The sequence below is a fragment of the Halalkalibacter sp. AB-rgal2 genome, assembly GCF_041821005.1.
Classification (GTDB): domain Bacteria; phylum Bacillota; class Bacilli; order Bacillales; family Bacillaceae_D; genus Halalkalibacter.
The window spans coordinates 14,765-41,008 of record NZ_JBGUAV010000036.1 but is presented as its reverse complement, the minus strand read 5'-3'; the positions used below and the strand labels follow the sequence as shown (position 1 = coordinate 41,008).

Annotated in this window: 25 protein-coding genes; 2 read left to right on the top strand and 23 right to left on the bottom strand. The window is 39.4% G+C overall.

Annotation, left to right across the window (positions count from 1 at the left end):
• The 3 genes from ACERJO_RS19655 to ACERJO_RS19645 form a co-directional block, all read right to left on the bottom strand.
• Nucleotides 1–284, bottom strand: a 284-nt coding sequence (locus ACERJO_RS19655) for a hypothetical protein (protein WP_373648616.1), incomplete at its 3' end; no start/stop codon positions are given.
• 82 nt (nucleotides 285–366) lie between these two features.
• Nucleotides 367–564, bottom strand: coding sequence for a hypothetical protein (locus ACERJO_RS19650; protein WP_247106544.1), 198 nt, complete (start codon nucleotides 562–564; stop codon nucleotides 367–369).
• Nucleotides 565–881: 317 nt separating this feature from the next.
• Nucleotides 882–1,079: a cold shock domain-containing protein gene (locus ACERJO_RS19645; protein WP_012960443.1), complete on the bottom strand. Its 198-nt coding sequence runs from the start codon at nucleotides 1,077–1,079 to the stop codon at nucleotides 882–884.
• Between the two features lie 631 nt (nucleotides 1,080–1,710).
• Here ACERJO_RS19645 and ACERJO_RS19640 point away from each other — a divergent pair.
• Entirely contained in the window at nucleotides 1,711–2,859 is a 1,149-nt protein-coding gene (locus ACERJO_RS19640; protein ID WP_247106542.1) for a sensor domain-containing protein, read from the top strand.
• Nucleotides 2,860–2,958: 99 nt separating this feature from the next.
• On the opposite strand, the gene lacZ is transcribed toward ACERJO_RS19640, so the two are convergent.
• The 5 genes from lacZ to ACERJO_RS19615 form a co-directional block, all read right to left on the bottom strand.
• On the bottom strand, nucleotides 2,959–6,066 hold the full coding sequence (lacZ, locus tag ACERJO_RS19635) for a beta-galactosidase, LacZ type (protein ID WP_373648615.1): 3,108 nt from the start codon (nucleotides 6,064–6,066) through the stop codon (nucleotides 2,959–2,961).
• 25 nt (nucleotides 6,067–6,091) lie between these two features.
• A complete protein-coding gene (locus ACERJO_RS19630; protein WP_373648614.1) occupies nucleotides 6,092–7,222 on the bottom strand; it encodes a glycoside hydrolase family 88 protein in 1,131 nt (376 codons plus the stop codon).
• 6 nt (nucleotides 7,223–7,228) lie between these two features.
• Nucleotides 7,229–9,058: a heparinase II/III family protein gene (locus ACERJO_RS19625; protein ID WP_373648613.1), complete on the bottom strand. Its 1,830-nt coding sequence runs from the start codon at nucleotides 9,056–9,058 to the stop codon at nucleotides 7,229–7,231.
• A 131-nt stretch (nucleotides 9,059–9,189) separates the two neighbouring features.
• Entirely contained in the window at nucleotides 9,190–10,227 is a 1,038-nt protein-coding gene (locus ACERJO_RS19620; protein ID WP_247106535.1) for a LacI family DNA-binding transcriptional regulator, read from the bottom strand.
• Between the two features lie 284 nt (nucleotides 10,228–10,511).
• Nucleotides 10,512–11,414 carry an Rpn family recombination-promoting nuclease/putative transposase gene (locus tag ACERJO_RS19615; protein ID WP_373648612.1) on the bottom strand — a complete coding sequence of 301 codons (903 nt, stop codon included), beginning with the start codon at nucleotides 11,412–11,414 and terminating at the stop codon, nucleotides 10,512–10,514.
• A 780-nt stretch (nucleotides 11,415–12,194) separates the two neighbouring features.
• On the opposite strand from ACERJO_RS19615, the gene ACERJO_RS19610 reads away from it, so the two are divergent.
• Complete coding sequence (locus ACERJO_RS19610; RefSeq protein ID WP_373648611.1) at nucleotides 12,195–12,527, top strand: hypothetical protein; 333 nt, start codon at nucleotides 12,195–12,197, stop codon at nucleotides 12,525–12,527.
• Between the two features lie 259 nt (nucleotides 12,528–12,786).
• Here the strand turns inward: ACERJO_RS19610 and fliT are convergent, their stop codons facing one another.
• From fliT to ACERJO_RS19535, 15 genes are all read right to left on the bottom strand, one after another.
• Nucleotides 12,787–13,149: a flagellar protein FliT gene (gene fliT / locus ACERJO_RS19605; RefSeq protein ID WP_373648610.1), complete on the bottom strand. Its 363-nt coding sequence runs from the start codon at nucleotides 13,147–13,149 to the stop codon at nucleotides 12,787–12,789.
• Nucleotides 13,149–13,547: a flagellar export chaperone FliS gene (gene fliS / locus ACERJO_RS19600; RefSeq protein ID WP_373648609.1), complete on the bottom strand. Its 399-nt coding sequence runs from the start codon at nucleotides 13,545–13,547 to the stop codon at nucleotides 13,149–13,151. The genes fliT and fliS overlap by 1 nt, the downstream gene beginning before the upstream one ends.
• 33 nt (nucleotides 13,548–13,580) lie before the next feature.
• The gene (gene fliD, locus ACERJO_RS19595; protein ID WP_373648608.1) at nucleotides 13,581–15,431 is read right to left on the bottom strand and encodes a flagellar filament capping protein FliD; all 1,851 of its coding nucleotides are present in this window, start codon (nucleotides 15,429–15,431) and stop codon (nucleotides 13,581–13,583) included.
• 19 nt (nucleotides 15,432–15,450) lie between these two features.
• Nucleotides 15,451–15,816, bottom strand: coding sequence for a flagellar protein FlaG (locus ACERJO_RS19590; protein WP_373648607.1), 366 nt, complete (start codon nucleotides 15,814–15,816; stop codon nucleotides 15,451–15,453).
• 95 nt (nucleotides 15,817–15,911) lie between these two features.
• On the bottom strand, nucleotides 15,912–17,099 hold the full coding sequence (pseC, locus tag ACERJO_RS19585; RefSeq protein WP_373648606.1) for a UDP-4-amino-4,6-dideoxy-N-acetyl-beta-L-altrosamine transaminase: 1,188 nt from the start codon (nucleotides 17,097–17,099) through the stop codon (nucleotides 15,912–15,914).
• Nucleotides 17,092–18,042, bottom strand: coding sequence for a dTDP-glucose 4,6-dehydratase (locus tag ACERJO_RS19580; RefSeq protein ID WP_373648605.1), 951 nt, complete (start codon nucleotides 18,040–18,042; stop codon nucleotides 17,092–17,094). The genes pseC and ACERJO_RS19580 overlap by 8 nt, the downstream gene beginning before the upstream one ends.
• The gene (gene pseI, locus ACERJO_RS19575) at nucleotides 18,039–19,112 is read right to left on the bottom strand and encodes a pseudaminic acid synthase (RefSeq protein WP_373648604.1); all 1,074 of its coding nucleotides are present in this window, start codon (nucleotides 19,110–19,112) and stop codon (nucleotides 18,039–18,041) included. Before pseI ends, ACERJO_RS19580 begins: the two co-directional genes overlap by 4 nt.
• Before the next feature lie 2 nt (nucleotides 19,113–19,114).
• Complete coding sequence (pseG, locus tag ACERJO_RS19570) at nucleotides 19,115–20,164, bottom strand: UDP-2,4-diacetamido-2,4,6-trideoxy-beta-L-altropyranose hydrolase (protein ID WP_373648603.1); 1,050 nt, start codon at nucleotides 20,162–20,164, stop codon at nucleotides 19,115–19,117.
• A 17-nt stretch (nucleotides 20,165–20,181) separates the two neighbouring features.
• Nucleotides 20,182–20,904 (bottom strand): cytidylyltransferase domain-containing protein, encoded by a 723-nt coding sequence (locus tag ACERJO_RS19565; RefSeq protein ID WP_373648602.1) that lies wholly within the window; start codon nucleotides 20,902–20,904, stop codon nucleotides 20,182–20,184.
• A gap of 17 nt (nucleotides 20,905–20,921) precedes the next feature.
• On the bottom strand, nucleotides 20,922–21,470 hold the full coding sequence (gene pseH, locus ACERJO_RS19560; protein ID WP_247106515.1) for a UDP-4-amino-4,6-dideoxy-N-acetyl-beta-L-altrosamine N-acetyltransferase: 549 nt from the start codon (nucleotides 21,468–21,470) through the stop codon (nucleotides 20,922–20,924).
• A gap of 14 nt (nucleotides 21,471–21,484) precedes the next feature.
• Entirely contained in the window at nucleotides 21,485–22,711 is a 1,227-nt protein-coding gene (locus ACERJO_RS19555) for an acyl-CoA reductase (RefSeq protein ID WP_247106513.1), read from the bottom strand.
• Complete coding sequence (locus ACERJO_RS19550; protein WP_373648601.1) at nucleotides 22,708–23,784, bottom strand: LuxE/PaaK family acyltransferase; 1,077 nt, start codon at nucleotides 23,782–23,784, stop codon at nucleotides 22,708–22,710. Before ACERJO_RS19550 ends, ACERJO_RS19555 begins: the two co-directional genes overlap by 4 nt.
• Nucleotides 23,785–23,788: 4 nt before the next feature.
• Complete coding sequence (locus tag ACERJO_RS19545; RefSeq protein WP_373648600.1) at nucleotides 23,789–25,147, bottom strand: AMP-binding protein; 1,359 nt, start codon at nucleotides 25,145–25,147, stop codon at nucleotides 23,789–23,791.
• Nucleotides 25,148–25,163: 16 nt separating this feature from the next.
• A complete protein-coding gene (locus ACERJO_RS19540; RefSeq protein WP_373648599.1) occupies nucleotides 25,164–25,907 on the bottom strand; it encodes an SDR family NAD(P)-dependent oxidoreductase in 744 nt (247 codons plus the stop codon).
• Entirely contained in the window at nucleotides 25,907–26,143 is a 237-nt protein-coding gene (locus tag ACERJO_RS19535; RefSeq protein WP_373648598.1) for an acyl carrier protein, read from the bottom strand. The genes ACERJO_RS19540 and ACERJO_RS19535 overlap by 1 nt, the downstream gene beginning before the upstream one ends.
• Between the last annotated feature and the right edge of the window lie 101 nt (nucleotides 26,144–26,244).

Genomic DNA, 26,244 nt, shown 5'->3' with positions numbered 1-26,244 from the left:
TCTTTAATAAATTTCTTCTTATCGTAATCATTCCCTCCTTGAAGAGGATAACAAGCCTTTAGCGACGAACGGATAAAAATCGTTGTCTGTTCATGGTAAACATCCATAAACTCATCAAACATATCCTCTAACACGTCTTCATTTAACTTTTCCAACATGGATAATGTGTCTTGAACAGTCCCTTGTTGATGATTACGCAAATAGAACGCCAACGTTCTCGTCATCATACTTAGAAAATCATTTTTGTTATTCACTGTTTTTTTCAATACGGGTACAACAGCCATGACTCTCAACCTCCTCTTATTTCATCTAGTAAGAAATCAAAGAGAACTGATAAAGTTTGGTTTTTAACTTTTTTGGTGACCTTTAAGCAATGAGCGCATCCGTTACTTGTTTTGAAAAGCTTGATAAGAGTGTATCAAGCGAGTGACGGGTGAAGCCATTGCTAAACAAGTTAAAGGCACTGAGAAAGCCGTTTTGTACTTTTTCAGTGGCTTCCTTTATCCAAACTTTATCGTATATGTACCCGCCTAACTCCGAAACCAAACGTCTAGTACGTTTCATTCATTCGATGGAACCTCATTCCGCTCTGTTTCCATTGATCTCGCCTCATTAGTGGAATGAAGTTTCATTTCAGTATATATTCATTTTTAACGGAATGAGTCTCCTCTTGCTTCTATATCACTCATTAACATTTTGACACTGATATTCAGGCGCGTAACGTATGAATGAAGAACAGGAGCACCAGCAATGAAGATCCCTCTATCCAATTAATGCCGCTTCATACGAAAAAGCCAAGGGCACTGAAAAAGCCTACCCTAGAGTCTAGGGTAGGCCTGTTGTTTGTTTAGCTATCATTCATTTCCAAACAGGAATGTGAATTAAAGCTTAACTACGTTCGCAGCTTGAGGTCCGCGAGCACCTTCAACAATTTCAAATTCAACGTCTTGACCTTCGTCTAAAGATTTGAATCCTTCTGAGTTGATAGCTGAGAAGTGTACGAATACATCATCTCCGTCTTCGCGCTCGATAAATCCAAAACCTTTTTCTGCATTAAACCATTTTACTTTTCCTTGCATGCTTTCACATTCCCTTCGTAACTAAAATACTGTGGTGTTTCCACAGTTTTACTATAACAGCGCTTTAATTCATTGTCAAACGGTTTCAAGACCTAAAAAATCGCGATATTCTGCCTTTTTCGGCAAAGTTTCGTATTTTTTATGATAGCGCTTTCTTATTACTCTTCCTTTCTCGCTTTCTTGTATCAACTTCAGCAAAAACCAATATTTTGAAACTTTTTACAAAATATTATAAAATGTATTGAATCATTACAAATTAACCAGTATAATATACTTAGAGATTCAGTATTCATACAGTCAACTAAAAAGGATTGAATAAATAAATATACTTACCCCACTCTTGTCACTGCAGGTTTCACCCCCTGCATCCTGAGTGTTATGTGTATAAGATCCTCGGTTCAACCTCACCCCGTACATATTTCTTATACACATAAAACAAACCGCTCCTTATAATTTAAGAAGCGGTTTTTCTATGTTTCGACACCCTCTTTTTTTACAGCATTTCTCCAATTCCGCTGAATGACTTATAAAATAGGAGATAAGCATTCTCCACTTTTCTACGTTACAACCTTCTATTACTATGATACTATTATACCGTATTCCTATATATTAATAGAAAAGAGTGAGAAAGATGATCTTTATTGGGCAAATGGTTGCAGTCAGCTATAGTTTAATATTAATTGTCTTAATGATCCTCTTCAGTCACATATCCAGTATTCCGTTATTTCTATTATTTGCAATCGTATTCATATTCATCAATTGGTTACTAGGAAAATGGGTAGATTCATTAAGACACGAACGTCAGCAACTCTATTGGAATGAGAAGCATTTTAAAAAAAGTAAGCATTCCCTCCAACAGCTATATACAAGCATCGATATTATGATTTTTACGTATGATCTTACTTCTAATCAATTATATGTGTCCAAAGGGGTCGAAGAGCTTTTCGACATTTCAAAACAAACGTTACAAATTCCACCTGAGAAATTATCAGAATTTGTTCACCCAGATGATAAAAGTAGATTTATCAAAACACTGACGCAATTAAAACTAGGCAAGAGCATAAATGAAAAATATCGTATTCTAAAAACCGACCACGATTTAAAATGGATTCATATTAAAGCCACACCCATTTTTAATTCTAATAAGCTCGTCGAGAAAGTAAACGGTACAATCCTTGACATTACCGAAGAAAAACAATTAGAGGCTAAACTAAGAAAACTTGCTTATTTTGATGAACTGACAGAATTGCCAAATCGTCTATACCTCCAAAGAAATTTAAAGAAAGTATTAGCTAAAGCGAAGCGGCGTCAATATCGTGTCACACTAGCCTTCATTGATTTAGATGGATTTAAAAAAGTAAATGATAAACTCGGTCACGACTCAGGTGATCTTCTATTACAGGAAGTCGCCAAACGATTATCGAACGTCATACGTGAAGAGGATTTACTCGCTCGACTCGGTGGTGATGAATTTATCATTGTATTTGAAGATACAGAAGTGGATGTTATTAAGCATATCTCTGAACGAATTCTCTCTGCAGTCAGTAAGCCTTTCACCTTAAAGGATCAAGATGTTTCCGTTTCACCTAGTATAGGCATAAGCCAGTATCCGAATGATAGTGATAATGACGAATCATTAGTAAATGCTGCTGATCAGGCGATGTATTATGCGAAACGAAGAGGTAAGAATTCGTTCCACATATACGATTCTTCAATCGATTATAACGACCAAAAGAAACTTCCCCTAATGGATCGACTTATGAATACATTTACACGCTAGGCTTTTATTTTTGATCACAATTGCAAAATTTGTCGTTTTCTCTCCGTATATGTTGAAGTAACATAAGCCAGGAAACTCCCACGAGCTCCTGGCTTATTATTATTTCCTAAACCCTTTTAACTCATACGTAAATGTGTACGTCTTATCGGCATACAGTGTAAATTCTGGATGCGTAATCGCCCCCCAGCTATCATCTCCACCTACACCCATTTGCTGATCATTGACACGGACGCAAATCTGTTCACTTATTGGAAGCTTGTAAGAATGATCGTTCTTCTCAAGCTCATTTGGCGTGTAAGATAATGCACTAAATTCAATCGTCGGAGACCCTTTTATCATCAATCCAACTCCACGATCATTCACAAGAGTTGCCCACCTGACATCTGTTTTATTACCACTTTCTTGTGGCTTTAAATACGGAACAAACTGCTCTTCTACACTTCCTTCATAGACACCTAGCTTTGCTCCTGTCTTTTTATCACAATAGCTTTCATGTGGTCCTCGACCGTACCACGTTAGATTCTGATAGTCCCGATCGATTGTGAACAACATACCGACAGCTGGAATTTCAGGTAAGTCTTTACCTGGAACAAGCTGCTGTCTCACCCGAACCGTACCATCACCGAAAATCGTATAAACGACCTTGCACATTGATTTACTCGTCGTAAGCAGGGCGAATGTCGATTCAACGACGACCTTACCAGCTTCTTCTGAAAAAGTAAAAGAGGTCAGTTCTCGTCCCTCACTAGCCTGTCGCCACGTTTGACTACGCTCATGAAGCTTATTTCCACGATCATTATCTGTCATAGCTCGCCAGAAGTAAGGATTAGGCGCTGACTTCACTAGATCTTCGCCCGCAAACGAATACGAAATCATCTCACCTGTTTCCTGTTGAAAACGAATCAGCGCTTCCCCTGCTTCGCATGTTACAAACTCGGCAGCCTCACTTACTTGAACAGTCTCTTCCTGCTTAATATTTGCCTTATCTTCAACAGTCGTTAACACAAATTGCTCAAACGCCACCTCATGGCCAGCTTTCGCCCAGCTCTTATTCTCCCTTAAGACGAATGATGCGGTTACAATATATTCAGACTGCTCTGATTGAATCGCCTCGAAGCCCTCGAGCTTTACTTCCTGCGACTCACCCGCAGCAATGTCCACTACCTGCTCACCGCTAGCCACCTCTTCTCCATCCTTTAGCAGCTGCCATGTCAGTACATAATCGGCTAAATTGGAAAACAAAAAGAGATTACTCACTTGAATTCGCCCATTTTCGATATCGACATCATGCAACCGAACATTTTGATAGCATTTTTTCACTTCAGCTAATTTCGGACTTACTTGGCCATCAGCAAAAATTAAACCATTCCCTGAAAAGTTACCATCGGTGGGAGATTCACCAAAATCACCGCCATATGCTAAATACTCGATCCCCTCGGAAGTCCTTGTCTTCAGCGCTTGGTCCTTCCAGTCCCAAATGAATCCACCTTGTAAGATTGGATATTGATCAAATAGCTCTGTATATTTAAACAAATTCCCACACGAATTGCCCATCGCATGGCTGTATTCGCATAAAATATACGGCTTCCCTTCATTTTCGCCTCGTTCCGCTTGCTTCGCATACTCCTCAACAGCACGAGGACGAATATACATCGTACTTTCTACATCTGAGGCTGCATCAGATTTCCGATAATGGAACGTCCCTTCATAATGGATGACGCGTGTTGGGTCTTGTTCTTTTAGATGCTGACTCATCTTCAAGAAATTATCCCCACCAAACGATTCATTCCCTAAAGACCACATCACAATGGACGGATGGTTTTTATCGCGCTGAAGCATTGAGTTACAACGATCGATGACATTATCTGTCCACTCAGGTCGACTGCCTGGAACGGTTTCTCCAAGCTCCTTCTGCCCATATTTCCACGTTCCATGCGTCTCCAAATTCGTCTCATCAATGACATACAACCCATACTCATCACACAATTCATACCAAAGTGGATGATTCGGATAATGTGATGTACGAACAGAATTAATATTGTACGCCTTCATCAACTGAATATCATGAACCATATCCTCATACGTAACAGCGCGTCCTTTGTCTGCAGCAAACTCATGACGGTTAACTCCTTTAAAGACAACACGCTGACCGTTCACCTTCACCAATCCATCCTTGATCTCAACAGCACGGAAGCCTGCTCGACAGCTTTGTGCTTCAATGAGATTTCCAGACTGATCCTCCAATGCTAATACGAGCGTATACAAATTCGGATATTCCGCACTCCACTTTTCTGGATTTTCAACAAAGGCTTGAATCGACACTTTCCCACCATCAACAGCAGACTCAGCACTCACAACCTCTCGCTCGTCACAATCAAACAGTGTTGCTTTTAACGTTAATCCTGATAATGACTCTTCATTGTAATGAGAGACGTCTGCATCAATGTATAAGTGAGCATTGCGATATTGCTGGTCTAGATCAGTACGCACAAAAAAATCCTCGACATGAGAAACAGGCGTTGAATACAAATAAACGTCACGGAAAATACCACTCATCCGCCAAAAATCCTGATCCTCAAGCCAACTTGCATCACACCATCTGTACACCTCAACCGCTAGTTTATTCTCTCCTTCTTGTATATAAGGCGTCAGGTCAAAGTCAGCAGGTGTAAACGTATCCTCGCTATAACCGACAAGCTCCCCATTCACCCACACATAAAACGCCGATTCGACTCCTTGAAAGCTAATATAAACAGGCTGATCCTTCCATTGGTCAGGAACGGTAAACGTTCGAACATATTGCCCGACTGGATTGTATTCTGTTGGGGCAAAAGGAGGCTTAATATCCTCACGCTCCTCCCACGGATACCGTAAATTCGTATAATGCGGATAATCATAGCCCTGCAACTGCCAATGTCCAGGTACTTGTATACCATCCCATTGCTTATGGTCATAATCCGCTTGATAAAATGTTAGGCTACGGTCTGATGGCTTCTCAACATGGTGAAATTTCCACGTACCATTTAATGTTTCATAAAAAGGTGAAGACTCTCTCTTTCCTTTTAAAGCTTCTTCAACCGAAAGATATGAAATCGCTGTCGCATGAGCAGGTAAACGATTTAACTGAAAAATCTCTGGATTGTTGTTCCACTCAGGATAGCCATTCTCCGGTGGGGTATACTGAAATTTATTTGCACGTTTTAGCATCAAGATCCCTCTTCTCTTCGACATTTTAAGATAACCAAAATAACTCCTTATTCCCTCGTAGCCTTGCAATCCCTTCAACAAAATAATAGTCACCGTAAATGAGTGGCTTATCGACATTACTTTGTTCAGGGTAATGACCTGTTCCATGGAGAATCAGGCCATCTTCATTTTCATTTTCCCAAGCACTATAATTCTCATATAATGACCGTAAAATCCGCTCACCAGCACGCTTATATGGTGTTGCATCCTGAGCTGCGACTTGATCAGCTAATAACAATAAGCCACAAGCGGCAATCGCTCCTGCTGAGGAATCACGGTAATGAGGAACCTCATCAGGTAAGCGGAAGTCCCAATATGGAACATGATCATCAGGTAAATGGGCGATAAAGAAATGAGCGACCTTCTTCGCTGCTTGCAAGTATTTGTGATCATTCGTATGAGCATATGCGAGGGCAAAGCCATAGACCGCCCACGCAGTCCCTCTTGACCAAGCTGAATGCGAGGCATAGCCTTGTCCGCCAACAAACTCGACACGCTCACCTGTCACTGGGTCGAAGTTGACAATATGATGGACAGATCCATCCTCTTCGATAAAATGCTCCAATACCGTATGCGCATGACGAGTAGCAATCGCTTTGTAGCGTGGATCGCCTGTCTCTTTTGAAGCCCAAAACAATAACGGTAAATTCATCATACAATCAATAATCGCAAAGCCTGTATTTTCATCCCCTTCAAACCACGGATTCCACGCACGAATATAATTCCCATTCGCATTAAACCGCCCCATTAACAAATTCGCGACTAATAACGCCCGACGCCGTGAATCTTTTTCCCCTAACAGCTTATAGCGAGCGACACTTGTTAACGTCCACATAAATCCCATATCATGATCAAGTCGATCAAAGCCCGTAATCACATCATCTAATTGCCGCTCACATTTCTCCGCAATTGCCTTAAACGACTCGTCTTTCGTTTCACGATACACAAGCCAAAGCTGTCCAGGCCAAAAACCCGCCGTCCACCAATGCGGATCAGCGCACTCATATGTACCATCTACACTCACATGAGGAAACCACGCTCCAATTTTCTTCGAGGTTCTGTCTAATTTCGCCGTAATCTGTGACCATGCTTCCTCTACCCACTGTTGCTCTTTCATTTCCCTTCACCCTTTCTTCTCAAATCGACATTCGAAATGAATGTGTGCCTCATCCATCGGTCTTCTTACAGTAAAATCCAATGCAACAACTTGCTCTTCTTCACCAAAATGATTGGAAAATGTTAAGACGTTCTCCTGAACTTGAATAAGCTGTTCGTCATATGTGATTCGTAAGCACTGTTCATTCCCTACTAATAGAACAGCTCCAACTACTTTATTTATCTTTTGAATCTGTGTCATAAACCGACTAACAAATGAAACAGGTCGGTCTGCTGAATACATGTCCTCAATGATTAAAGCCGGTGAGTACGTCTTCTCCCACTTAAATGATCTTTCAAGCTGACGGACATAATCCAAACCGTAAGCATCAGCATATTCCATTCCAACCTCATCACACTGCTCATTCTCAACAACGTGAAATGAGCTCGTTCGATAAGGAGCACCAGCCTTTTGGTGATGACCATTTACTATCGGCACCGAATGCCCGTGAGAACCATTACACAAATACGAATAACGTTCTTTGCTAAAATAACGCTTTGTATATTCCCCACTTCCTAAATCTGTGAGAAAGATGTCCTCATCACATGCTAGGATGAATTGCCCAACATCATTATGATTATGAGGTTCATCATTATGACCACCCTTTGTTGCAAACGCATACAATTTTTCATTCACTTCATACCTTGATACAAACCATTGCGTTTTCTCTAAATAGTAGCTTTGAGGCAACCACGGCTTTCCTTTCACATCAGTTTGAAGCCAAAGAATTTCTCGAATAGCAGGAGCCCAGCGACTGCAATGATCATCCGTATACTTCGCCCCCCACTCCTTCTTCGGTATATCGACATCCGAAAACCGTTGATTCAAGTAATGTGTCAGTCCTAACCAAACGTTTCCTGTCGCAACTGAATCAGAAAAACGAACAGTTCGATTCCCAGTCAAAAAGGCCTTTTGCTGAAACAAGGCGATCTGATGCACCTTCTCAGACTGCAACAAATCAATCTGTCCGGCTGTTTTCTTTTTTAATAAGTCGGCAAAATAGACATAAAACCCAAATCCATACTGCCAATAGCCGTATCCCTCTAAACAAGCACCATCATCATAAAAGCCTGACAAATACGATTCCATCGCCTTCATAACCTTTGTTAAAATTGTCGCAAATTCATGATCATCTCCATGACTATAAATCGCTACCGCTCCAATCGAACCAGCACAAACCGCAGCCCAATTGTGATCCGCCTGTTCCCAATGGTAGGAATAATAATAGAAAGGCTGCAGAACACGTCTTCTCACTTCCTCCTTTATTCGTTTTCGAATAAGAGGATCGAGTGATGGTTCGAGTAAAACTGCGATTTCGGTGAGCGCAAAAGCTGTTTCAGAGGCAAATAGATCAATCTCTCTCGATTCTGGCTTATCCTCTTGGATACGACGTGAGCTTTCACCATCATTAGACATATGCGCTGGCAAGCACCACGAATACTCATTACAAATATACCAAATGATCTCATGCAAGTTTGCTAGATTCTCCTCATTCTTAGGCTCAATCAATACCATCAGCGCAAACGTATTTAATCGTCGTCTTCTTTCAAAATAAGCAGCTTCGTATTCTTTCCGTGAGCCTGTTTGTGAAAAGAGTTTAAAAAGGGAGTAGGGGAGGTCCGGTATTTCTGACGACCTTAGTCGAACAGTCTCCATTTTCACTTCTTCCAGAATCGTTTGATACGTTTTCTCTATTTGAATTTGTTGAAAAAACCGTTCCTTCCCTTCATGCGAAGAGAACCAATTTTCGATCGGTGCATATGAATGAAGCTTGCTCATCATCTCTTCATATTTCATGTCGTCCCCTCAGCTCTCCTATAAAAATATGCTGTGGCTTTTCACCAATATTACTATCATTTGAAACCGATTTCACTTTCACAATTATGAAACCCGTTTCATTTATCGTAACATAGATGAATCCTATGTTGTCAATTCATTTTTGGTATGGATTTATAAGAATTGCGAATGATTAATGAAGTAGGCACGATCGTCTCCTTTGACACTTCTTTTTCTTCGATTAAATCAACTAATTGATTGATTGCCATTTTCCCTAATTGATCATAATTTTGCGAAACCGTCGTTATTCCAGGCGGAAAATGCTGCGCTAAATAAATATCATCGAAACCAGCGACAGACATATCATCCGGGACGGATAAACCATGCTTCTGAAACAGATTAATGGCACCCATCGCAACAAAATCATTGACACAGATGACGGCTGTTGGCTTTTCATCTAAACTCATCAGCTTCGCAGCCGCTTCCTCCCCTGATTCAATCGTAAAGTTAGAAGCAATCACCCAATCATCGACAACATCCATTCCATGCTTCCTCAGCTCTTCTTTAAACGTTTCAATCTTCATTTCTGTCGATGTAATCCCGAAAACACCACCAAGAAAACCTATTTTTTGATGCCCATAATTTTTACACAATTCAACTAGCTGCCGAACACCTAAGGCTTCATCTGTTCGCACAATATGTGCATCCACCCCTGGCATTTGTCCATTCACAAACAGAACAGGAACGCGCTCCATGATTGTATTCATCTCATCGACATATGCAGGATTCACATCAACGGCATTAATCCGCCCACCTAAGAACACAATCCCATCGACTTGTTTTTCTAACAATGCATGTAAATACTTCGATTCCATTTCACTATCATTCATCGTGTTGCAAACAAAAGATGTATAACCTGCATCAAGTGCATGCGCTTCCCCTTTTAACACAAATGTCGAGAAAAAGGGATGGTTAATGTCTGGCAGAATAAATCCGATCATTTTGGTTTTCTTGTGCAATAAACTTCTCGCTAATCCATTCGGCTTAAAATTGTATTTCTCAATCACTGCTGTAATCTTCTTCATCGTCGCCGGCTTCACTTTCGCATTGCCTGTCAAAACTCTTGAAACGGTAGCTGGTGACACTTGAGCCTCTTTTGCAATGTCGTAAATCGTCACACCCTTTTTCATTCAAACCTCTCCCTACTTAGCTTAAGGGCATTCATTTCCGGTCCCCTTTTTTATTGTCTGCTTGAAAAGCTTGATACGTTTAGACTGCTCATATCAAAATGAGCAACAATTGTGAGCATGGATATTCACATGTCAGACTGGAAAAGTCGATTTGCCCTTTTCAGTCACTTCTTAGCTTTTGGCTACATTATAGCATAAAATCATTCGCTCGAAATCGGTTTCATTTTTTTGAAATTTAATAAACTCATTGAGCTTAAAAAAGGAAATACGGAGACGAAAGCTCTTTAGCCTTTCATCTCCGCCATCATTTTTTCAATTTCTTCTTTTGAAAGACCAGTCATTTGAGAGACAAATGCACGTTCCACTCCCTCTTTTAGTAGCGTTAACGCGACTTTCTCAATTCCTTTTTCAATTCCTTTTTCAATTCCTTTTTCTATCCCTTCTTCAAAAGCCTCACCTCGAATCGATTCAATATCTCGAAGTGCCTTTTCGCGTGCTTCATACTGCATACGAATATCTGGATCCATACTTGCAATTCGTAATTTTTCCACACTAAGCTCGATCATCGGATCTTGTTTAGCCATTTCTTCCCACCTCTTATCATCAGTATTTGTTAAAAAGCGTATCCATTTCGCCATACGATCATCCTCTGCAATATTCCCGTTTTGTTCTAATGTTCTAAACTTAGGCAACTCAAAAAAGTACAACTGCATTAAATCATCAGGATACTGCTCGAATGTAACATCATTTCTTAGAGCAAATTTTCTAGCATACTCTTCTGATTGAAAATAAATAAAATCAATAAGATTAATCGCCACAACTTTTGTTAAAAGATGATACTTCCCCTTTTCATTTAACTGCCTTTCAAATAATCTCGAACTGTAAAATAGAGAACGTTTATGGATGTTTTTCTGATTTAACAATTGAATCTCTATATTAATATATCCAAAACCAATCACTTTTGCGCGAACATCGAGAATAGCTTCTTTATCTTCTATACTTCTCTTGTTTAGGATCGGATTTAACACTTCGACTTTGACAAAGCTTTGTCCTTCTGGAACGACAAACACATCATTTAAGAACGCAAGTAACAGCTGATTTGAGCTTTCATCATCACTGCCAAACAATACCTTAAACACAAAATCATTCTTCGGCTTCAACCAGTCAACAGATAGCTGTCCTGTCATGATCTTCTTTTCCCCTTATTATACATTTTATTATATCATAGACACCACGCACGAATACGAACATATATTCTCTTTTTTATTATACATGAAATTCCCAATAGACAATAGATGATATCGGGATTTTTTATGTTTTTTATAAAAACGTATTTAAGGATTAAAGTTTTTGATGATAACACCTTACAACAAAGGTAATCATCATTCCGCTATTTGAGCTATATTACGTTAAATAGTTCCACAAAAATCAACATAGCAAAGTGGGGAACCATTAATTTGACAAGCAAAGCTCTGGCAACGGGCTACACACATTCCTTAAAGGGCATTGAAAAAATGAATATCGAACTTTTTCAATGCCCTTCCATTTAACCGTCATATTCAACGATCCGAGCTATTCCTATTGCAGGTCAACGAATATGACATTCAATCTATTATCAAATGGCTTGACTTTTTCTAATATGATCCTTATCATCTTTCAATTCTACATCAAATCATAATATGTTATAGTAATGGTAAGAAATCATAAGGCACTTACTGATTCTGATATAAATGTAGCGCTTTTTGATATAGAAAATGAATAAAACTCCAATATTCTTGTTGTAAAAGATCTAAATGATATCTAGCGAATCAGTAAGATACGCAATAATTGAATGACTTGCAGGAGAATACAGCACTAAGATAGAGAATTAGAGAGATAGTCAGAGAAATACCATCAACTATCAGGACATGACAGAAAAAATACAAATGATTATACAATAAATTTTAATATCAAAAGGAGGATAACCAATGAGCGAGGAACTATTGAAGCAAATATTAGCAGAAATGTCCGAAATAAAAGTGGAGCAACAAAAATCGAATGAACGTCTAACCCAAACGAATGAACGTCTAACCCAAACGAATGAACGTTTAACCAAGATGGAAAGCAATTTACAGCAATTAAATGAGACGACCTCACGCATCGAGAACAAACAAAATCTCATCTATGAACAAACAGGTAAACTATCCGAGTTTCATTCAGAGGTTACATCCAGACTCACAGACATTGAAGGAAGATTAGCATTCCAAACATATAAAATCGCAGAGAATGAACTCGAGCTCTTTAAATTGAAACGAGACTGACGTCATATTGAGACCGTGCTATCACACAAGCATGGTAGCTTTGAAACCCGTTTTTGCGGATTCCCACAAGGAACGAAATGTTTTCATCTCTTCCTTTAAGAGTAGGTGAAGAATCTCTCCTTGTTTAAACACGTCCTAAAACGTTTTGTATCCATACCCTCTATATCCGAAAAGTAAAAATCTAAAATCACTCATTCTGATTAGTCAAAAAAAAGCTCGACCTCAACATATCTTTATGCTGAAATCGAACTTCTCTCGTTCAAACCCCACGCTTATCGAAAAAGATCCCTTCTGAAGTTGGGCCATCATATGGGTTGTCGTATTTACGTCCGGTTTGTTTCTTTCTTTTCGTCTGTTCAATATCTCGCTGAATTTCTCGATTTTTAGATACGAGTAATTCTGATATCTCATCATTCATCATGATTATTTCCTTCGCTAATTCCTTTTCATCATCCGTTGTTGGTGGACGTTTGATTTGCTTAATGAGAGCCTCCCTAACATCTAACTTTGTCTCTAGTTCACTTATGAACTGATCACGTTTATCTGGGTCCTCTGGCAAATCCGTCTTCAAAAACGTCAATAACGATTGAGATTCTTCATGATTCTTCTTGATAATGGACATTAGGCTTTTCCACCTTCACCATGTCTCTCCTTACGATCTAGCTGAATGACTTCTTTCCACATATCACGGAATTGGATGACAAGCTCTTCTGCATCCTGCAAAGCCTTTGCATCATTCTTAACGTTAGCCTCTATTAAACGATTTAAAATAAAATCATAAAGCCTCATCATATTTTCAGCAGTTTCTGACTCCGTTTTTAATGTGACCATCAATTCACGAATAATATCTTGAGCACGTTGAATCGAATGACTTCTAGCTTCTACATTATTTTCATCAATCGCTTTGTTCGCTTGTTTAATAAATTTCAAACAACCATTGTATAGCATTAATGTTAATTCACCAGGTGAAGCGGTTTGCATTGAATTTTGCTTATAAACTGACTGTAACTGAGTTGCCATATACGAATTCACCCTTCTCCTAATTTAAAATCGTTATTGCATTGGCATTAAAGCAGAAAATAGCGTTTCTGCTTGTTGATTGGCTCTTGCCATTGCAGCTTCCATCGCATTAAATTGTCTCCAATAGCGATCTTCTACCATTGTCAATCGACGTTCAAAATCAGAAATACGATCATTTAAATCATTTAAATTACGACCTAGTGTATACTGATGCGGCTGCATTTTCCCTTTAAAGCCACCTGCACGTTCAGCTAATGTTGTAATTCCATTGTCGACAGAGTTTCTGATTCGTCGTGCAATTCCTTGCTCATTAGCAGGTCCATCAGACTCTCCACCCGCAAATAATTGGAAGACACCTTCTGCATCGGCTTCAATGGCTTGACGCAACTTTTCTTCATTAATTTCTAACTTACCACCGTCTAGGTAATTTTGAGTAGTCGTAATACCGATAGTCGCTAATTGATTAAATACCGTTTCAAGTTCGCCATTAACCGGACTATACATATCCATTCTCATTTTATCAAGGATGGATCTGAGTGCAGGATCTCTACTCAACAATCCACTTCGAGCTTGTTCTTCCCATTTTTCTATTTCATCTTCAGACATCGCTGCTCGCTGCTCATCTGTTAAAGGTCTGAAATCACGATTACGGCTTTCACTTAGCTTGCCACTAATATGATCCAAAAGCTCATTATATTCATCAACAAACCCTTTAATCGTATCCATTACTCGGTCCGTATCAGTAGAGGCATTAAGAGTTACTTCCTGAGTAAATTCTTCCTTAAGCGTAACGGTCATGCCTGCAACTGTAAACGTATTAGACTGTCTAGAAGTTTCCAGTCCATTCATTGTAAATGTTGCATTTTTTGCCGCTGTCTCTTGCTCTGAATCAAGCTTAAATAACTCATTAAACAAAGCACCATCGAATCTCATCTCGCCCGTAAAACCTTCTGTTCCCTCTGCATTTGGATTAAATTGACCAGTTTGAGTCCTTGATACGGACACTTTTCCCGTTTCCTGATCATAGAACCCATTAACCCCTGCCGATGAACGATTCAATTGATTAAATACTGATGTTAATGACTGATTTCCTCTAACAACAAATTTATCATTTATTTCGCCATTCCGATCATACGTTGTCACATTTCCAGTTGTGTAATGATAAGCGGCATGAGTGGTATCCTCAGGTGCTTCTGTTATATAAGTAACAGATACAGACGCTTCTCTCGCAATATCATTCTTAAACTGCAATGTACCTTCGTTAGCATTAAAATAGACTAACTGTTCTCCATCAGGCCCATCTAGGTCACTCGCATCTTCCGTAATATGATATAGACGCCCATTCACTTTGACAACAGCGTCCTCAGGATTCACAATCGTTTCATCACCAGGATCTAAGGAAACCACATTAGAAGTAGAAGACATTCTAATCGTTTCATCTCTAACAATCCCTTTTCTCCATACGGTTTCACCATCTGCGTTGAATGGTTGATCCATTAGAAATTGCGTCGTAGAAAGCTGTTCACCTTCTTGTGTAATCCGTCCTGTACTATTGTTAGATGCTGCTGTAGCTAACTGTGACACCTGACTAATTCGTAGCGACATATTACCTGCCTCTGAATTAGCTGTAGCTGACACAAGGCCAGAATTCGTACTTGAAACGGTTTTCGCAAGCATATTTGATGGTCGTAAGATCGTATCAAATATACTTGTATGAAACGTACTTAATTTACGGTTGATCTCACGATAATCCTCAGTCTTCCATTCAATCGTTTGACGATCTTGGATCAACTTATCAACCGGAATACGACGAGCTCTCATTAAATCACTAACAATTTGTTCAATATCCATCCCACTGGAAAAACCAGTCATTCTCATTACCATAATTTAATTCCCTCCTAGATTAAATCCGTTTATCAACTAGTAACCCTACCTGCTTCAGCATAGAAGCAAACATATCGAGAAAATCTTCCGGAGGCACTTCACGAATAACCTCTTCTGTTTGTCGATCTACTACTTGAACATACAGCCGATTTAAATCATCATGTATATGAAATTTATACGATTTCTGACTTACATCTAAGAAATCATTCATGACTTCAACTTGCTCTTCTAAATATGTTCTATTAATGCGTTCTTCCTTTACTTGAGGTAATACTGATTCTTTTTGCTTTAAATCATGCTGTATGCCTACGGCTTCATTCGTCAATGGCTTATGTGAGAAAACACTAGATGTTGTAATTGACGAGTTTGATGTTTGGATACTCATCCTTTTTCCTCCTAAACTCGCTCATTTTTCTTTTATATCGGCTTATCATTCACTTTTATTAAGTAAATGACAAAGAAAAAGCTTAACGAGATTCGTTAAGCCTCAATTCTATAATAATGAACCACCTTTTTCACAGCTTCTATGACATCAGTCACATCTCTATTCGTCATTGACGGAAAGATCGGTAACGTTATGACTTCTTCATACCAGTCATTAGCATTCGGGCAGTCTGCTTGATACCCAAGCTGTCGATAATAAGGCTGCAAATAAACAGGTATATAATGGACATGAACACCGATATTCTCAGCTCTAAGCGCCTCGAAAATCGCTCTTCGGTCAACTGCAAAGCATCGACTACGAAGCCTTACTATATATAAATGCCAACCAGATAGCACATCAGGGTGAACAGTCGGAACCTCAATTCCTTTTTCTGCAATGAAGGACTCCGAATAGAGTGTAGCTATCTCTCTTCTTCTCTTCATAAATGAATCCAATTTATCCATTTGGGTAAACCCTAGTGCAGCTTGTATATCTGTCATTCTGTAATTCATACCGAGATCATGCATTTCATAGTACCATGGGCCATGATAATCAAGTAGACCCTCTTTTTTTATTCCATGAGAACGAAATAACGTTAAACGCTCTGCATATTCAGGACTATCTGTCACAATTATTCCGCCTTCTCCTGTCGTCACAGGCTTAACAGGGTGAAAGCTAAACATGGTCATATCTGCTTGAGTTCCTACTGGCTTCCCTTTGTAATCGGCTCCTAGCGAATGAGCTCCGTCACTGATATAAACTAGATTGTGCTTTTTTGCTAATGCACGAAAACGGTCATATTCAACCGGTTGCCCTGCAAAATCTACTGAAACAATCGCTCTCGTATTGACACTGATTTTCTTCTCTACTTGGTCAACGGATAAATTATACGTCTGTTCATCTATATCAGCAAAAACCGGCTTTGCTCCAACATATAAGGCTGCGTTTGAAGTTGCGACAAACGTGATCGGAGTTGTGATTACCTCATCACCTTTAGTTAATCCAGTTGCATAATAAGCCGCATGAAGAGCAGCAGTTCCATTGGAAAACGCTACAGCGTATTTTGCCCCTACAGATTTGGCCACTTTCCGCTCAAACCTTTCAATCATCGGTCCTTGCGTAATCATTGCACTTCGAATGACTGAGAAAACGGACTCAATATCCTTCTCGTCTATTGATTGCTTCCCATAAGGAAGAAATGAATCACGAACCGGTGCACCACCATCAATCGCCAATTTAACCATCAAGGTGTCCCTCTTTAATCCATGACTCTGTGCGCTTAATGCCCTCCTCTAATGAAATCTCTGGCTGCCAATTCATTAGGCTGGAAGCTTTCTTATAATTGCACAACAGCTTCTGAATTTCACTTTGAGGGTGGATGTGCTCTACATGTTTAATTCGCTGCTTATCACCAACAATTTGATAGGCTAAATCATTTATGGTAATGTCTTTACCTAAACCAGCATTTACAATTTCCCCGTTCACCTCATCGTGAAAACCTGCATTTACTACAAATCTTGCGCAATCTTCCACGTAAAGCAAATCACGTGTTTGCGTACCATCTCCATAAATATGTACGTTTTCACCATCTAGTTTTTTCTTAATAAAGATCGCAATCACGCCACCTTCACCACCTGTTTTCTGATAGGGACCATATGTGTTAAAGGGACGGACAACAACCACGGGGAGATCATACGCATAATAATAAGATAGCACCATGTTCTCCGCAGCGATTTTTGCGCCTGCATAAGGAGAGGCTGGCTTCGTTGGATGTTCCTCTGTAATTCCTTCTTCATCCAAACAGCGATCATATACCATACATGTACTCATAAAGACCACTTTCACGTTATACGTTCGACACTGCTCCATCATATAAAACGTCCCAAACGTGTCGTTATTAAACGTCGTACGTGGGTCGTCGATCGAATCCTGTACATTAATAGATGCCCCTAAATGATAACAAAGCTCAAACTCACCGCCTGCAAACAGCTTTGTTAATAACGTTTCATCCTTTAAATCACCTTTTACAAATTCAACAAAGCACGGATGTGAACGAAACTCCTCAATATTACGCTCCTGACCATTGGAAAGGTCATCTAAAACTGTTACTTGATGGCCTTCATCTAACAGTCTTTTCACAACCCAACGACCGATGAAGCCAGCTCCACCTGTTACTAGTACATTCATGATTTTGATTCTCCTTCTTCCATCAACACATCAAATGAAACGGGTTGACCTTTTTTTACAGCTTGTCTTACACATTTGCCCATAACGAAGTCAAGGTATTTTGTTGGCAAACCTAACCCAGGACGGATCGCTCGAACATTTTTGGTCGTTAATGTTTCTCCAACCTTCAGATCTTCAGCAAAGTATAATGATCTCCTATGCTTTAAGGAAGGCTTTTCTGCTGTTGTTGGTCCGTAATGAATGACCCCTAAGCTTTGCCATGCTTTCCTCGTTTCAGATACTAACAACGCCATTTCATCCGGCTCCATAGAAAAAGCAGAATCCACTCCACCATCAGCTCGTGACAATGTAAAGTGCTTTTCAATAACCGTTGCTCCTAACGCAACACTCGCAACTGCAACCCCTACGCCCATCGTATGATCTGAGAGTCCTACTTCACATTGAAATAAACCCTTCATATGTGGCATCGTTCTTAAGTTCGTATTTTCCGGAGTCGCTGGGTATGTACTCGTACACGTTAATAAAGCCAAATGCTCACATCCCGCTTCCCTTGCTGTACGTACAGCTTCATCAATTTCCGCTGCAGTTGCCATTCCTGTTGATATGATAACAGGTTTCCCTGTTGCTGCGACTTTTCTTATAAGCGGTAAATCAACATTTTCAAACGAGGCAATTTTATAAGCAGGGGCTCCAATCGATTCAAGAAAATCAACCGCACTCTCATCAAAAGGAGAACTAAAAGCAATGACCCCTAACTCTTCACAACGTTTGAAGATCGCTTCATGCCATTCCCATGGCGTATAAGCCTCTTGGTACAACTGATACAACGAATTGCCTTTCCAAAGGCTTGAATCATCTTCAATCCAAAAGGCTCCTTCCTTTACATCAAGAGTCATCGTATCTGCTGTATACGTTTGAAGCTTCACTGCATCAACACCAGCGTTGGCTGCCGCTTCCACGATCGATAAAGCTCTTTCAAGCGACTGATTATGGTTACCAGACATTTCAGCTATAATAAATGGCGCTGTATGTGAACCAATTTCTCGGCCATTAATATGAAACTGTTTCATTCTTAACACCTCTCATTCGATTTCCACTTCATCATTTCGAGGACAACAGGGTGGATATCACTTTCTCTCGAGCTTTTTAGTAAGTCCCAGCCTTTCTGCCGTATGTCCTTTAAACCTTCTTCATGGTTAAAAGCCTCACGTAGTGCATGAACATACTCCTCGACTCCTACGTCATCATGCCAACCAATTAACTTAACAGCTCCAAAGGCATCTGCATCCATTGTTGATTGCCTTTGATTTTCTGCTACGATTGTCACATAGGATGGAATACCAACATAGCATCGCTCCCACATCGTAACTCCACCAGCACCAAACGAAAACGTCGCCCGACTCATTAAATCAGCTAAATAGTCAATTTGACAATGATAATGATACCCTAGACGATCTGCTTCTCTTTGAATCTTGTCACGGTTTGGGTTAGCCGTTCCAACGACAACATCTACTTCCCAGCCATCTACCTCACTCTGATCTAACGCAAGAAGAACCTTTTCTGTCTCATTTGTTGGATCACTTCCACCGAAGAAGACCAATATCCGCTTCTCGCCCAAGGCATTATGTCTCCCATGCTTAAATTCATCACGTAATATAAGATAAGCAGGACCTAAAAACAGCTTACAGTGATCTGGAACGAGATTCTTATAACGAACTTCATATTGACTAAAATAATTTTGATCTAATAAAAGTTCACAATCGTGCTTTCGATTAGCTAAATCATCAATGACAGCAATTCGAGCTTGTAAACCATCACCAACCCTCTTCTCCCAAACATAAGACAGCTGATAGTGATCGACTATGACCCAATCGAAATCTCTATCAATCTGTTGTAAGAAATGATTGGCATCCTTCTCTTCATCCCAATCCTGTACATCAGCAAGCTCAATTACCTCATATTGCTGCTTCCGTAAAAAAGAAAGCATATCTCCATTCTGTATCCTTTGCGCAAATGTCACATGAGAGCCTTGATCACACAGTTGCTTCGCTAAAGTAAGGCAACGAAATACATGACCTGTTCCTATTTGTTCAGAACTATCCACTCGTATACATACGTTCATTTGCCTTCCACTTCCTTCTAAACAACTGGTTTCTGTTCGATATGAGCATTTAACTTGGCTACATCGGGGTGCTCTTCTAAATAACGTACGACTTCTTTTGCTGAAACAAGCATATCTCCATTAAAATGCTCTGCTACACTCTGACAAAGCTGATAATCTTCTTCCGTGTCCAATGTTATACGCAGCTTAGGTTTACATCTATCTAAAGGCGCTTCATAAGTCGTCACATTAAATTGTTCAGCATATTCATACCCATAATAAGTCACATGCTCTCTATGTCGTTCAGCAGTGCCGTGTTGATCAATATATTGTAGAGCTGGCCAAGCAAACAGCTCCACTGCTAACCCTCGTGGCAACTCACCATTTAATTTCACATAATCAGCCGGCTCTAGCTTCATCTGCTCAATCATCTCATTTGCCATTTCATAATCAACAAACGGGCAATCAGAAGTGACTCGCATCACATAATCCGGTTCATACGATTTGGCACACTCCATATAACGCGAAAGAACATCTTGCTCCGAACCACGAAAGCAATCAATTTGCTGATGCTTACACCACAGCTCAATCTGATCATCCTGTGGAAGAGTAGAGGTTGCGACAATGACTTTATCGGCATTGACCTGTTTGCAGCGGTTAACAACATACTCTAATACAGCATGCTCTCCTAAAGGTTTTAATATTTTCCCAGGCAATCGGCTTGAGCCCATGCGAGCTTGGATGATGATGATGGTTTTCATTTCGGATCCCTCTCCAATTAGTTAGGTGTAGTTTGCTCTACTTTAGGAAATAGTTTTTTTAACTTTTCTTGCTTCTTCTCCCAATCAGCTGCTAGCATTTCATAAATATATACATCATGAAACGTACCATATTTATATATATGCTTCTTCAAGCAACCGACCTCTCTACAACCATGAGATTTGTGCATCTTTCGAACAGCATCATTTCCTTCCATAACCTCACCTGTTAGCTTTAAAAGCCCTAATTCATAAAAAGCGTAATTGTATAAGTGAGGGCCGATCATCCCTGCTATCATACTATACTTAGGTTCACCTATATAAAATGCCCAGCTCGCATGTTTATGCGACCAATGTATATCATTAAGCGATACAAGACCTAGCTTCTTGCCTTTCGAAGCAACAATCCAATACATACTATTTCTATCCTTTTGCAGGTTTTGGTACCACTCTTCTTGTTGCTTCATAGTTCCTTCGATATCAGTAAACATAAAACGTGTAACAAATTCACTTTTTCGCCAGCGTAGAATCATTTCTAAGTCTTCTTCTTTTATCGTTAGAAACTCCACAAAATCGCTCCTATCTAAATTGAAATATCAATTTCTCTTGTGAAGTACATAAACATATTATAACCATCCCAAACATGATTAAATTGTAGGGCTTGTCCAACAGGGACAAGACGATCAATCCCTCTACCACTTGCTTTCTCAACCATCTGTATAAGTTCTATCTTTTCAAACCCGTGATGAGTAATCGTTTGATCTTCATCTCTGATGTACGATAGCAATTCATCCAAATGAGCAAGGTCTGTTTCTATAAACATCCCCATACCACAGTGCTGACTTCTAATCGTAGCGGATAAATCACTAGTATGTAGACGCATAATTTCACTTGATAGAGGAGTTTCAAGTTTCTCTATCGCATTCGTTGCAGCATAGACATACGCTGTTGAAGTACGCAGCATTTTAGCAGCTGGAGAAATAGCATACTCTTGCATATCGATTTCATGTAGCAAAGCTTTCCAAAAACGATCTTTTGCCTCTTGAATATCTTGCTCCTTACCTACCCAGGCAACTAACCTAGGTGATGAACAAGCTAACTGATCAAACCAAAATGCATCGTTATAAAATTTATGTGCCAACTTCCCTAGCTGCTCTTCTGAATGGTGTAAAACAGATTCTGCCGAAAGAACCGCACTTGAAAACCTATTTGCAAAGACAAGCTCTGTTGCAAGAGGGGCTAGAGGAATCGAGCGAATCGTACGAACTGTATCATCCCCTCCCCAAATGACTCGACAATGGCAATACTGAGATAAGAATGCAGTTACATCCATATCATGCTCATATCGACATATACATGTTCGATTCTTAATGGCTTCATACTCTTCTTGATCTAGCAAATGAACTAATAGGTCGACCAATCGTTCAAGCTGTACATTTTCTCTTCTTGAAACTCTTATTATATTTGTGTTCCCCGCTAATAAAGATATCACCCAAGAGTAAATAAAAATAGTGTCCACATTAGACGGAGCAAAATGCAAGACAGTACCTCGTGCTTTTATCACTTTGTTTTCATTTTGTTTGTGGAAATCTTTCTTCATCTCATAAATTCGTGCTTTCCTCAACCAATACCCTAAAGCAACCATTTCAGGATATTGTCTCATCACAGCATCTTTCATTAAAACGCGAGATAAATCCTGTAAGAAATCTAACACAACTGGAGAAAAAGGCTTTAATACAGGGATAGAGGACATTTCTTGGATATGTTCTTTCCAATCTATTTTTAATTCTTTTGGAAATAAAACGTTCATCCTCTCGCTCCCTTCTGGTCGTATGCAACCGTATCACTACAACCTCTAACCTCCGCTTTCGGTAAACGCCCTTCTATTTGAAAAAATTTTCCTAACCTACCACACGAGCATGTATCTTCTCCGAGCAGAACTCCAACATCCTCTGTTAAAAGACTATGTCCTGGATAGCTTTTTGGCAATGTACTCACTACTTGTAAAAGCCCTTGTTTACCAACTGGTAGAGCTTCATACGTAAGTGAATCACGAACAATAATATCAGCAAAATCTGGAGTGTGAAAATGACCATACTCACATTCAATAAAAATGGAACCCACTTGTTCAACCATTCCATAGTAATTATGAACTCGCTTTAACCCAAATTGGTTAAACAATGCTTCTTTAAACTGTTCATTAGAAACAGCCTCTTCCTTAAGCTTTTTCCAGCCACCACCATGAACAAGAACACCTTTTGATAAATCAATAGACCGATTATACTTCTGACAAGCTTGTAAAAAATATTGCCAAACGATAAAAGTAAATCCAAATAGAAAGATTTGCTCATCTTTATGCTCTCTTAAAAATGCTTCTAAACCGTCCCAATCAATATTCATTTCTTCATCTAATAAATAGAAGTGCTTTCTTCCAAAGTTTGAGAAACCTACAATTCCTGCTCCTCTCGCACTAAAGGCTTGACGGTTCTTAATTACACTCTTACTATCTATAATAATCATCGGTACGCGTTTCTTTCCTAATAATGATGTCATAATCGAAGCTAACGCTCTTGTCTGCTTAACAGATGTATCTTTATCTAAAAAAATCTTTGATACCTGTTGGCCTGTTGTCCCACTTGAAGTTAAAGTCTTCACAATGCTTTCTTTCGGAACAGAATATAAGTCAAGCATTTTAAATACTTGAACAGGTAAAAAAGGGAGCTCATTCAGATGATCACATGGAAACACTGACATATGGTGAATCATATTGCGATAGGGCAGACATTGTTGCAAATGATCCTGAGTTCGTTTATTTAATTCTTTTAATAATACTCCTTGCTTTACATTAGCCCTCAACATAAAAGGCTCTTTATGAGTACCCATATGATCACCCCATTAATTGTGTATAGTCAATCTTTCCATTTGTGAGGCGAGGAATTGCTTCAACGACGATGATGCTATAAGAAGAATGATGAATACTGTAGACGTCCCCAACAAATCGTTTCACCTTATCCAGGTATTGGTCTTCTTCAATGGCTATGATCATCCGTTCATCTGTCCCTGTGCAGGCAACTACAAGTTGAAATTGCTTTTCTATCATCTTTTCTACATCATCTAAACTAATTCGCAAACCAAAAAGCTTTACAAACCGGTTCTTCCTTCCAATAATCGAATAGAGCCCTTCATTGTTAACTTCAGCTAAATCACCTGTAAAAAGCACTCCATTACATTCATCTCCCTTTTCTAAATCCATTCGAGAAAAGGCATAACCTAACATCACATTCGGCCCTTTATAAATGAGTTCCTTCGAGCCCTTATCAATCGAAAATTCCCCATCTGGTATTGCTATTCCTATAGAACCTATATGGTTCTGAAGGTACTCTGGTGGCATATAGCTCATTCTCGCAGTCGCTTCGGTTTGTCCATACATCACATAGAAACGAGCATCTTTTTGTTTTGCGCTTTCCTGAAAATAATTAATTAGTTTAGCCGAGAGTCGCCCACCAGCTTGAGTAAAGGAGCGTAATGTAGGGAGCTCTATTTGATTAAAACGAAGTCGGTGTAACATTTGATATGTATATGGAACACCTGCAAATGAAGTAGCTCCACATTCATTGAATCTCTGCCAAAACTCTTTAGAGATCACACTTTCATTATTGATAAGTAACGTAGCTCCAGCCTTCAAATGACTATTAATAACTGAAAGCCCATAAGAATATTGCATAGGTAAGCTTAATAGCGGGCGCTCTGTTTGATCCAATTGCAAATATGTGGCAATAGATGCTGCATTCGCTTCTAAATTAGAATAGGATAAACGAACAAATTTCACACTTCCTGTAGTACCTGACGTACTTAGTAAAACCGCAAGCTCTGGATAAATCGATAGGCTCTCACTTTCTTTTCGAATGAACAAATTGTGTTTTATTTGTTCATAGTCAGCATGAATACTTTGAAGATCGGCATGTATCCAGTCTGGTTTATACGTAGTAACGATTGTGTCTATTAAGGGCTTATGAGCCTTCTCATCTAGCAACATGACCGCATCTCCACTTTGCAATGCACCTAGATAAGCAACGATATCCTGTAACCTATTTTGGCACAGGATCAATCCAAGTCTCTTATCATTCGATGCGATCTCATTTATAAAATGACCAATTTTATTTTGTAAATCACCGTACGTATGAGTGTGTCCATTCTGTTCAATGATGGCAATATGTTCCTTTGGCTGTAATTCCCAGAATTTCATACGTTCATCCCTTTCATTAAACAATCATTCCCCCATCAATGCCCAATACTTGACCAGTTACATAACTAGACATATCTGAAGCTAAATACAATACTCCAGTCGCCACTTCTTCTGGATGACCAGCTCGCTTCATTTTAATAGCTGATAGACGCTTATTATAATTCTCCTCATCCAATGAACGAGTCATATCCGTATCAATAAAACCTGGCGCAACAGCATTAACTCTTATGTTAGCTGAGGCTAACTCCTTAGCAGCAGACTTAGTTGCTCCCACAACGGCGGCTTTACTTGCAGCGTAAACGACCTGTCCAGTTTCCCCTACTACTCCCATAATGGAGCTAATATTAACAATCGATCCGCTCTTTTGTCTCATCATTAGTCTAGATGCATATTGCATATGATAGAGAGCCGCATTCACGTTCACATCCATCACCTGATTTACTTGGCTCGGTTGAATCATTCCTATTAATCCATCGGATAGAACACCTGCATTGTTAACAAGCACGTCGAGCTTTCCGTATTCTTTTTTGATCATTCGAAAAGCAGACTTAATCTCATTTTGATCTGTTACATCATACGGAAGAACTAAGCTGGAGCACCTATACTTATCTTGAATTTCCCGATCTAAATAACGTAATGCTTCTTCATCACGTCCATTTATAATGACGTTAGCACCATGTTCAGCAAATACTAAAGCGATGGCTCGACCTATGCCTTTAGATGCACCAGTAATAAATGCTACTTTCTCTTTTAATAACATTAAAATCCAACCTCATACTTCGTTAATATTCTTTTCGCCTCAGCAAATGAACTCATATCAATGACATCATCCGTATCAAGCATGATGTCAAATTGATCATCGATTTCTGCCACAAGTGCCATATGAGCAATCGAATCCCATTCAGGTATGCTATTATAAGTTAAATCATCTGTAACAAGTGATTCATCTATATTTAGGCTTTCTGCGAAGATAGTGCGTAGTTTTTGTGTGTTCATGTTATATAACCCCTCTTTTAATCACTATTAGTAATATCGGCTTTATTATTGATTTATTTTAGCATATGATATAATTAACAAACATACAAAATTCCCCAAAT

What these genes read in the sequence shown, in the direction of transcription:
- ACERJO_RS19650 (WP_247106544.1), bottom strand. Translation starts at nt 564, where the DNA reads ATGAAACGTACTAGACGTTTGGTTTCGGAGTTAGGCGGGTACATATAC.
- ACERJO_RS19645 (WP_012960443.1), bottom strand. Translation starts at nt 1,079, where the DNA reads ATGCAAGGAAAAGTAAAATGGTTTAATGCAGAAAAAGGTTTTGGATTT.
- ACERJO_RS19640 (WP_247106542.1), top strand. Translation starts at nt 1,711, where the DNA reads ATGATCTTTATTGGGCAAATGGTTGCAGTCAGCTATAGTTTAATATTA.
- lacZ (WP_373648615.1), bottom strand. Translation starts at nt 6,066, where the DNA reads ATGCTAAAACGTGCAAATAAATTTCAGTATACCCCACCGGAGAATGGC.
- ACERJO_RS19630 (WP_373648614.1), bottom strand. Translation starts at nt 7,222, where the DNA reads ATGAAAGAGCAACAGTGGGTAGAGGAAGCATGGTCACAGATTACGGCG.
- ACERJO_RS19625 (WP_373648613.1), bottom strand. Translation starts at nt 9,058, where the DNA reads ATGAAATATGAAGAGATGATGAGCAAGCTTCATTCATATGCACCGATC.
- ACERJO_RS19620 (WP_247106535.1), bottom strand. Translation starts at nt 10,227, where the DNA reads ATGAAAAAGGGTGTGACGATTTACGACATTGCAAAAGAGGCTCAAGTG.
- ACERJO_RS19615 (WP_373648612.1), bottom strand. Translation starts at nt 11,414, where the DNA reads ATGACAGGACAGCTATCTGTTGACTGGTTGAAGCCGAAGAATGATTTT.
- ACERJO_RS19610 (WP_373648611.1), top strand. Translation starts at nt 12,195, where the DNA reads ATGAGCGAGGAACTATTGAAGCAAATATTAGCAGAAATGTCCGAAATA.
- fliT (WP_373648610.1), bottom strand. Translation starts at nt 13,149, where the DNA reads ATGTCCATTATCAAGAAGAATCATGAAGAATCTCAATCGTTATTGACG.
- fliS (WP_373648609.1), bottom strand. Translation starts at nt 13,547, where the DNA reads ATGGCAACTCAGTTACAGTCAGTTTATAAGCAAAATTCAATGCAAACC.
- fliD (WP_373648608.1), bottom strand. Translation starts at nt 15,431, where the DNA reads ATGGTAATGAGAATGACTGGTTTTTCCAGTGGGATGGATATTGAACAA.
- ACERJO_RS19590 (WP_373648607.1), bottom strand. Translation starts at nt 15,816, where the DNA reads ATGAGTATCCAAACATCAAACTCGTCAATTACAACATCTAGTGTTTTC.
- pseC (WP_373648606.1), bottom strand. Translation starts at nt 17,099, where the DNA reads ATGGTTAAATTGGCGATTGATGGTGGTGCACCGGTTCGTGATTCATTT.
- ACERJO_RS19580 (WP_373648605.1), bottom strand. Translation starts at nt 18,042, where the DNA reads ATGAATGTACTAGTAACAGGTGGAGCTGGCTTCATCGGTCGTTGGGTT.
- pseI (WP_373648604.1), bottom strand. Translation starts at nt 19,112, where the DNA reads ATGAAACAGTTTCATATTAATGGCCGAGAAATTGGTTCACATACAGCG.
- pseG (WP_373648603.1), bottom strand. Translation starts at nt 20,164, where the DNA reads ATGAACGTATGTATACGAGTGGATAGTTCTGAACAAATAGGAACAGGT.
- ACERJO_RS19565 (WP_373648602.1), bottom strand. Translation starts at nt 20,904, where the DNA reads ATGAAAACCATCATCATCATCCAAGCTCGCATGGGCTCAAGCCGATTG.
- ACERJO_RS19555 (WP_247106513.1), bottom strand. Translation starts at nt 22,711, where the DNA reads ATGAACGTTTTATTTCCAAAAGAATTAAAAATAGATTGGAAAGAACAT.
- ACERJO_RS19550 (WP_373648601.1), bottom strand. Translation starts at nt 23,784, where the DNA reads ATGGGTACTCATAAAGAGCCTTTTATGTTGAGGGCTAATGTAAAGCAA.
- ACERJO_RS19545 (WP_373648600.1), bottom strand. Translation starts at nt 25,147, where the DNA reads ATGAAATTCTGGGAATTACAGCCAAAGGAACATATTGCCATCATTGAA.
- ACERJO_RS19540 (WP_373648599.1), bottom strand. Translation starts at nt 25,907, where the DNA reads ATGTTATTAAAAGAGAAAGTAGCATTTATTACTGGTGCATCTAAAGGC.
- ACERJO_RS19535 (WP_373648598.1), bottom strand. Translation starts at nt 26,143, where the DNA reads ATGAACACACAAAAACTACGCACTATCTTCGCAGAAAGCCTAAATATA.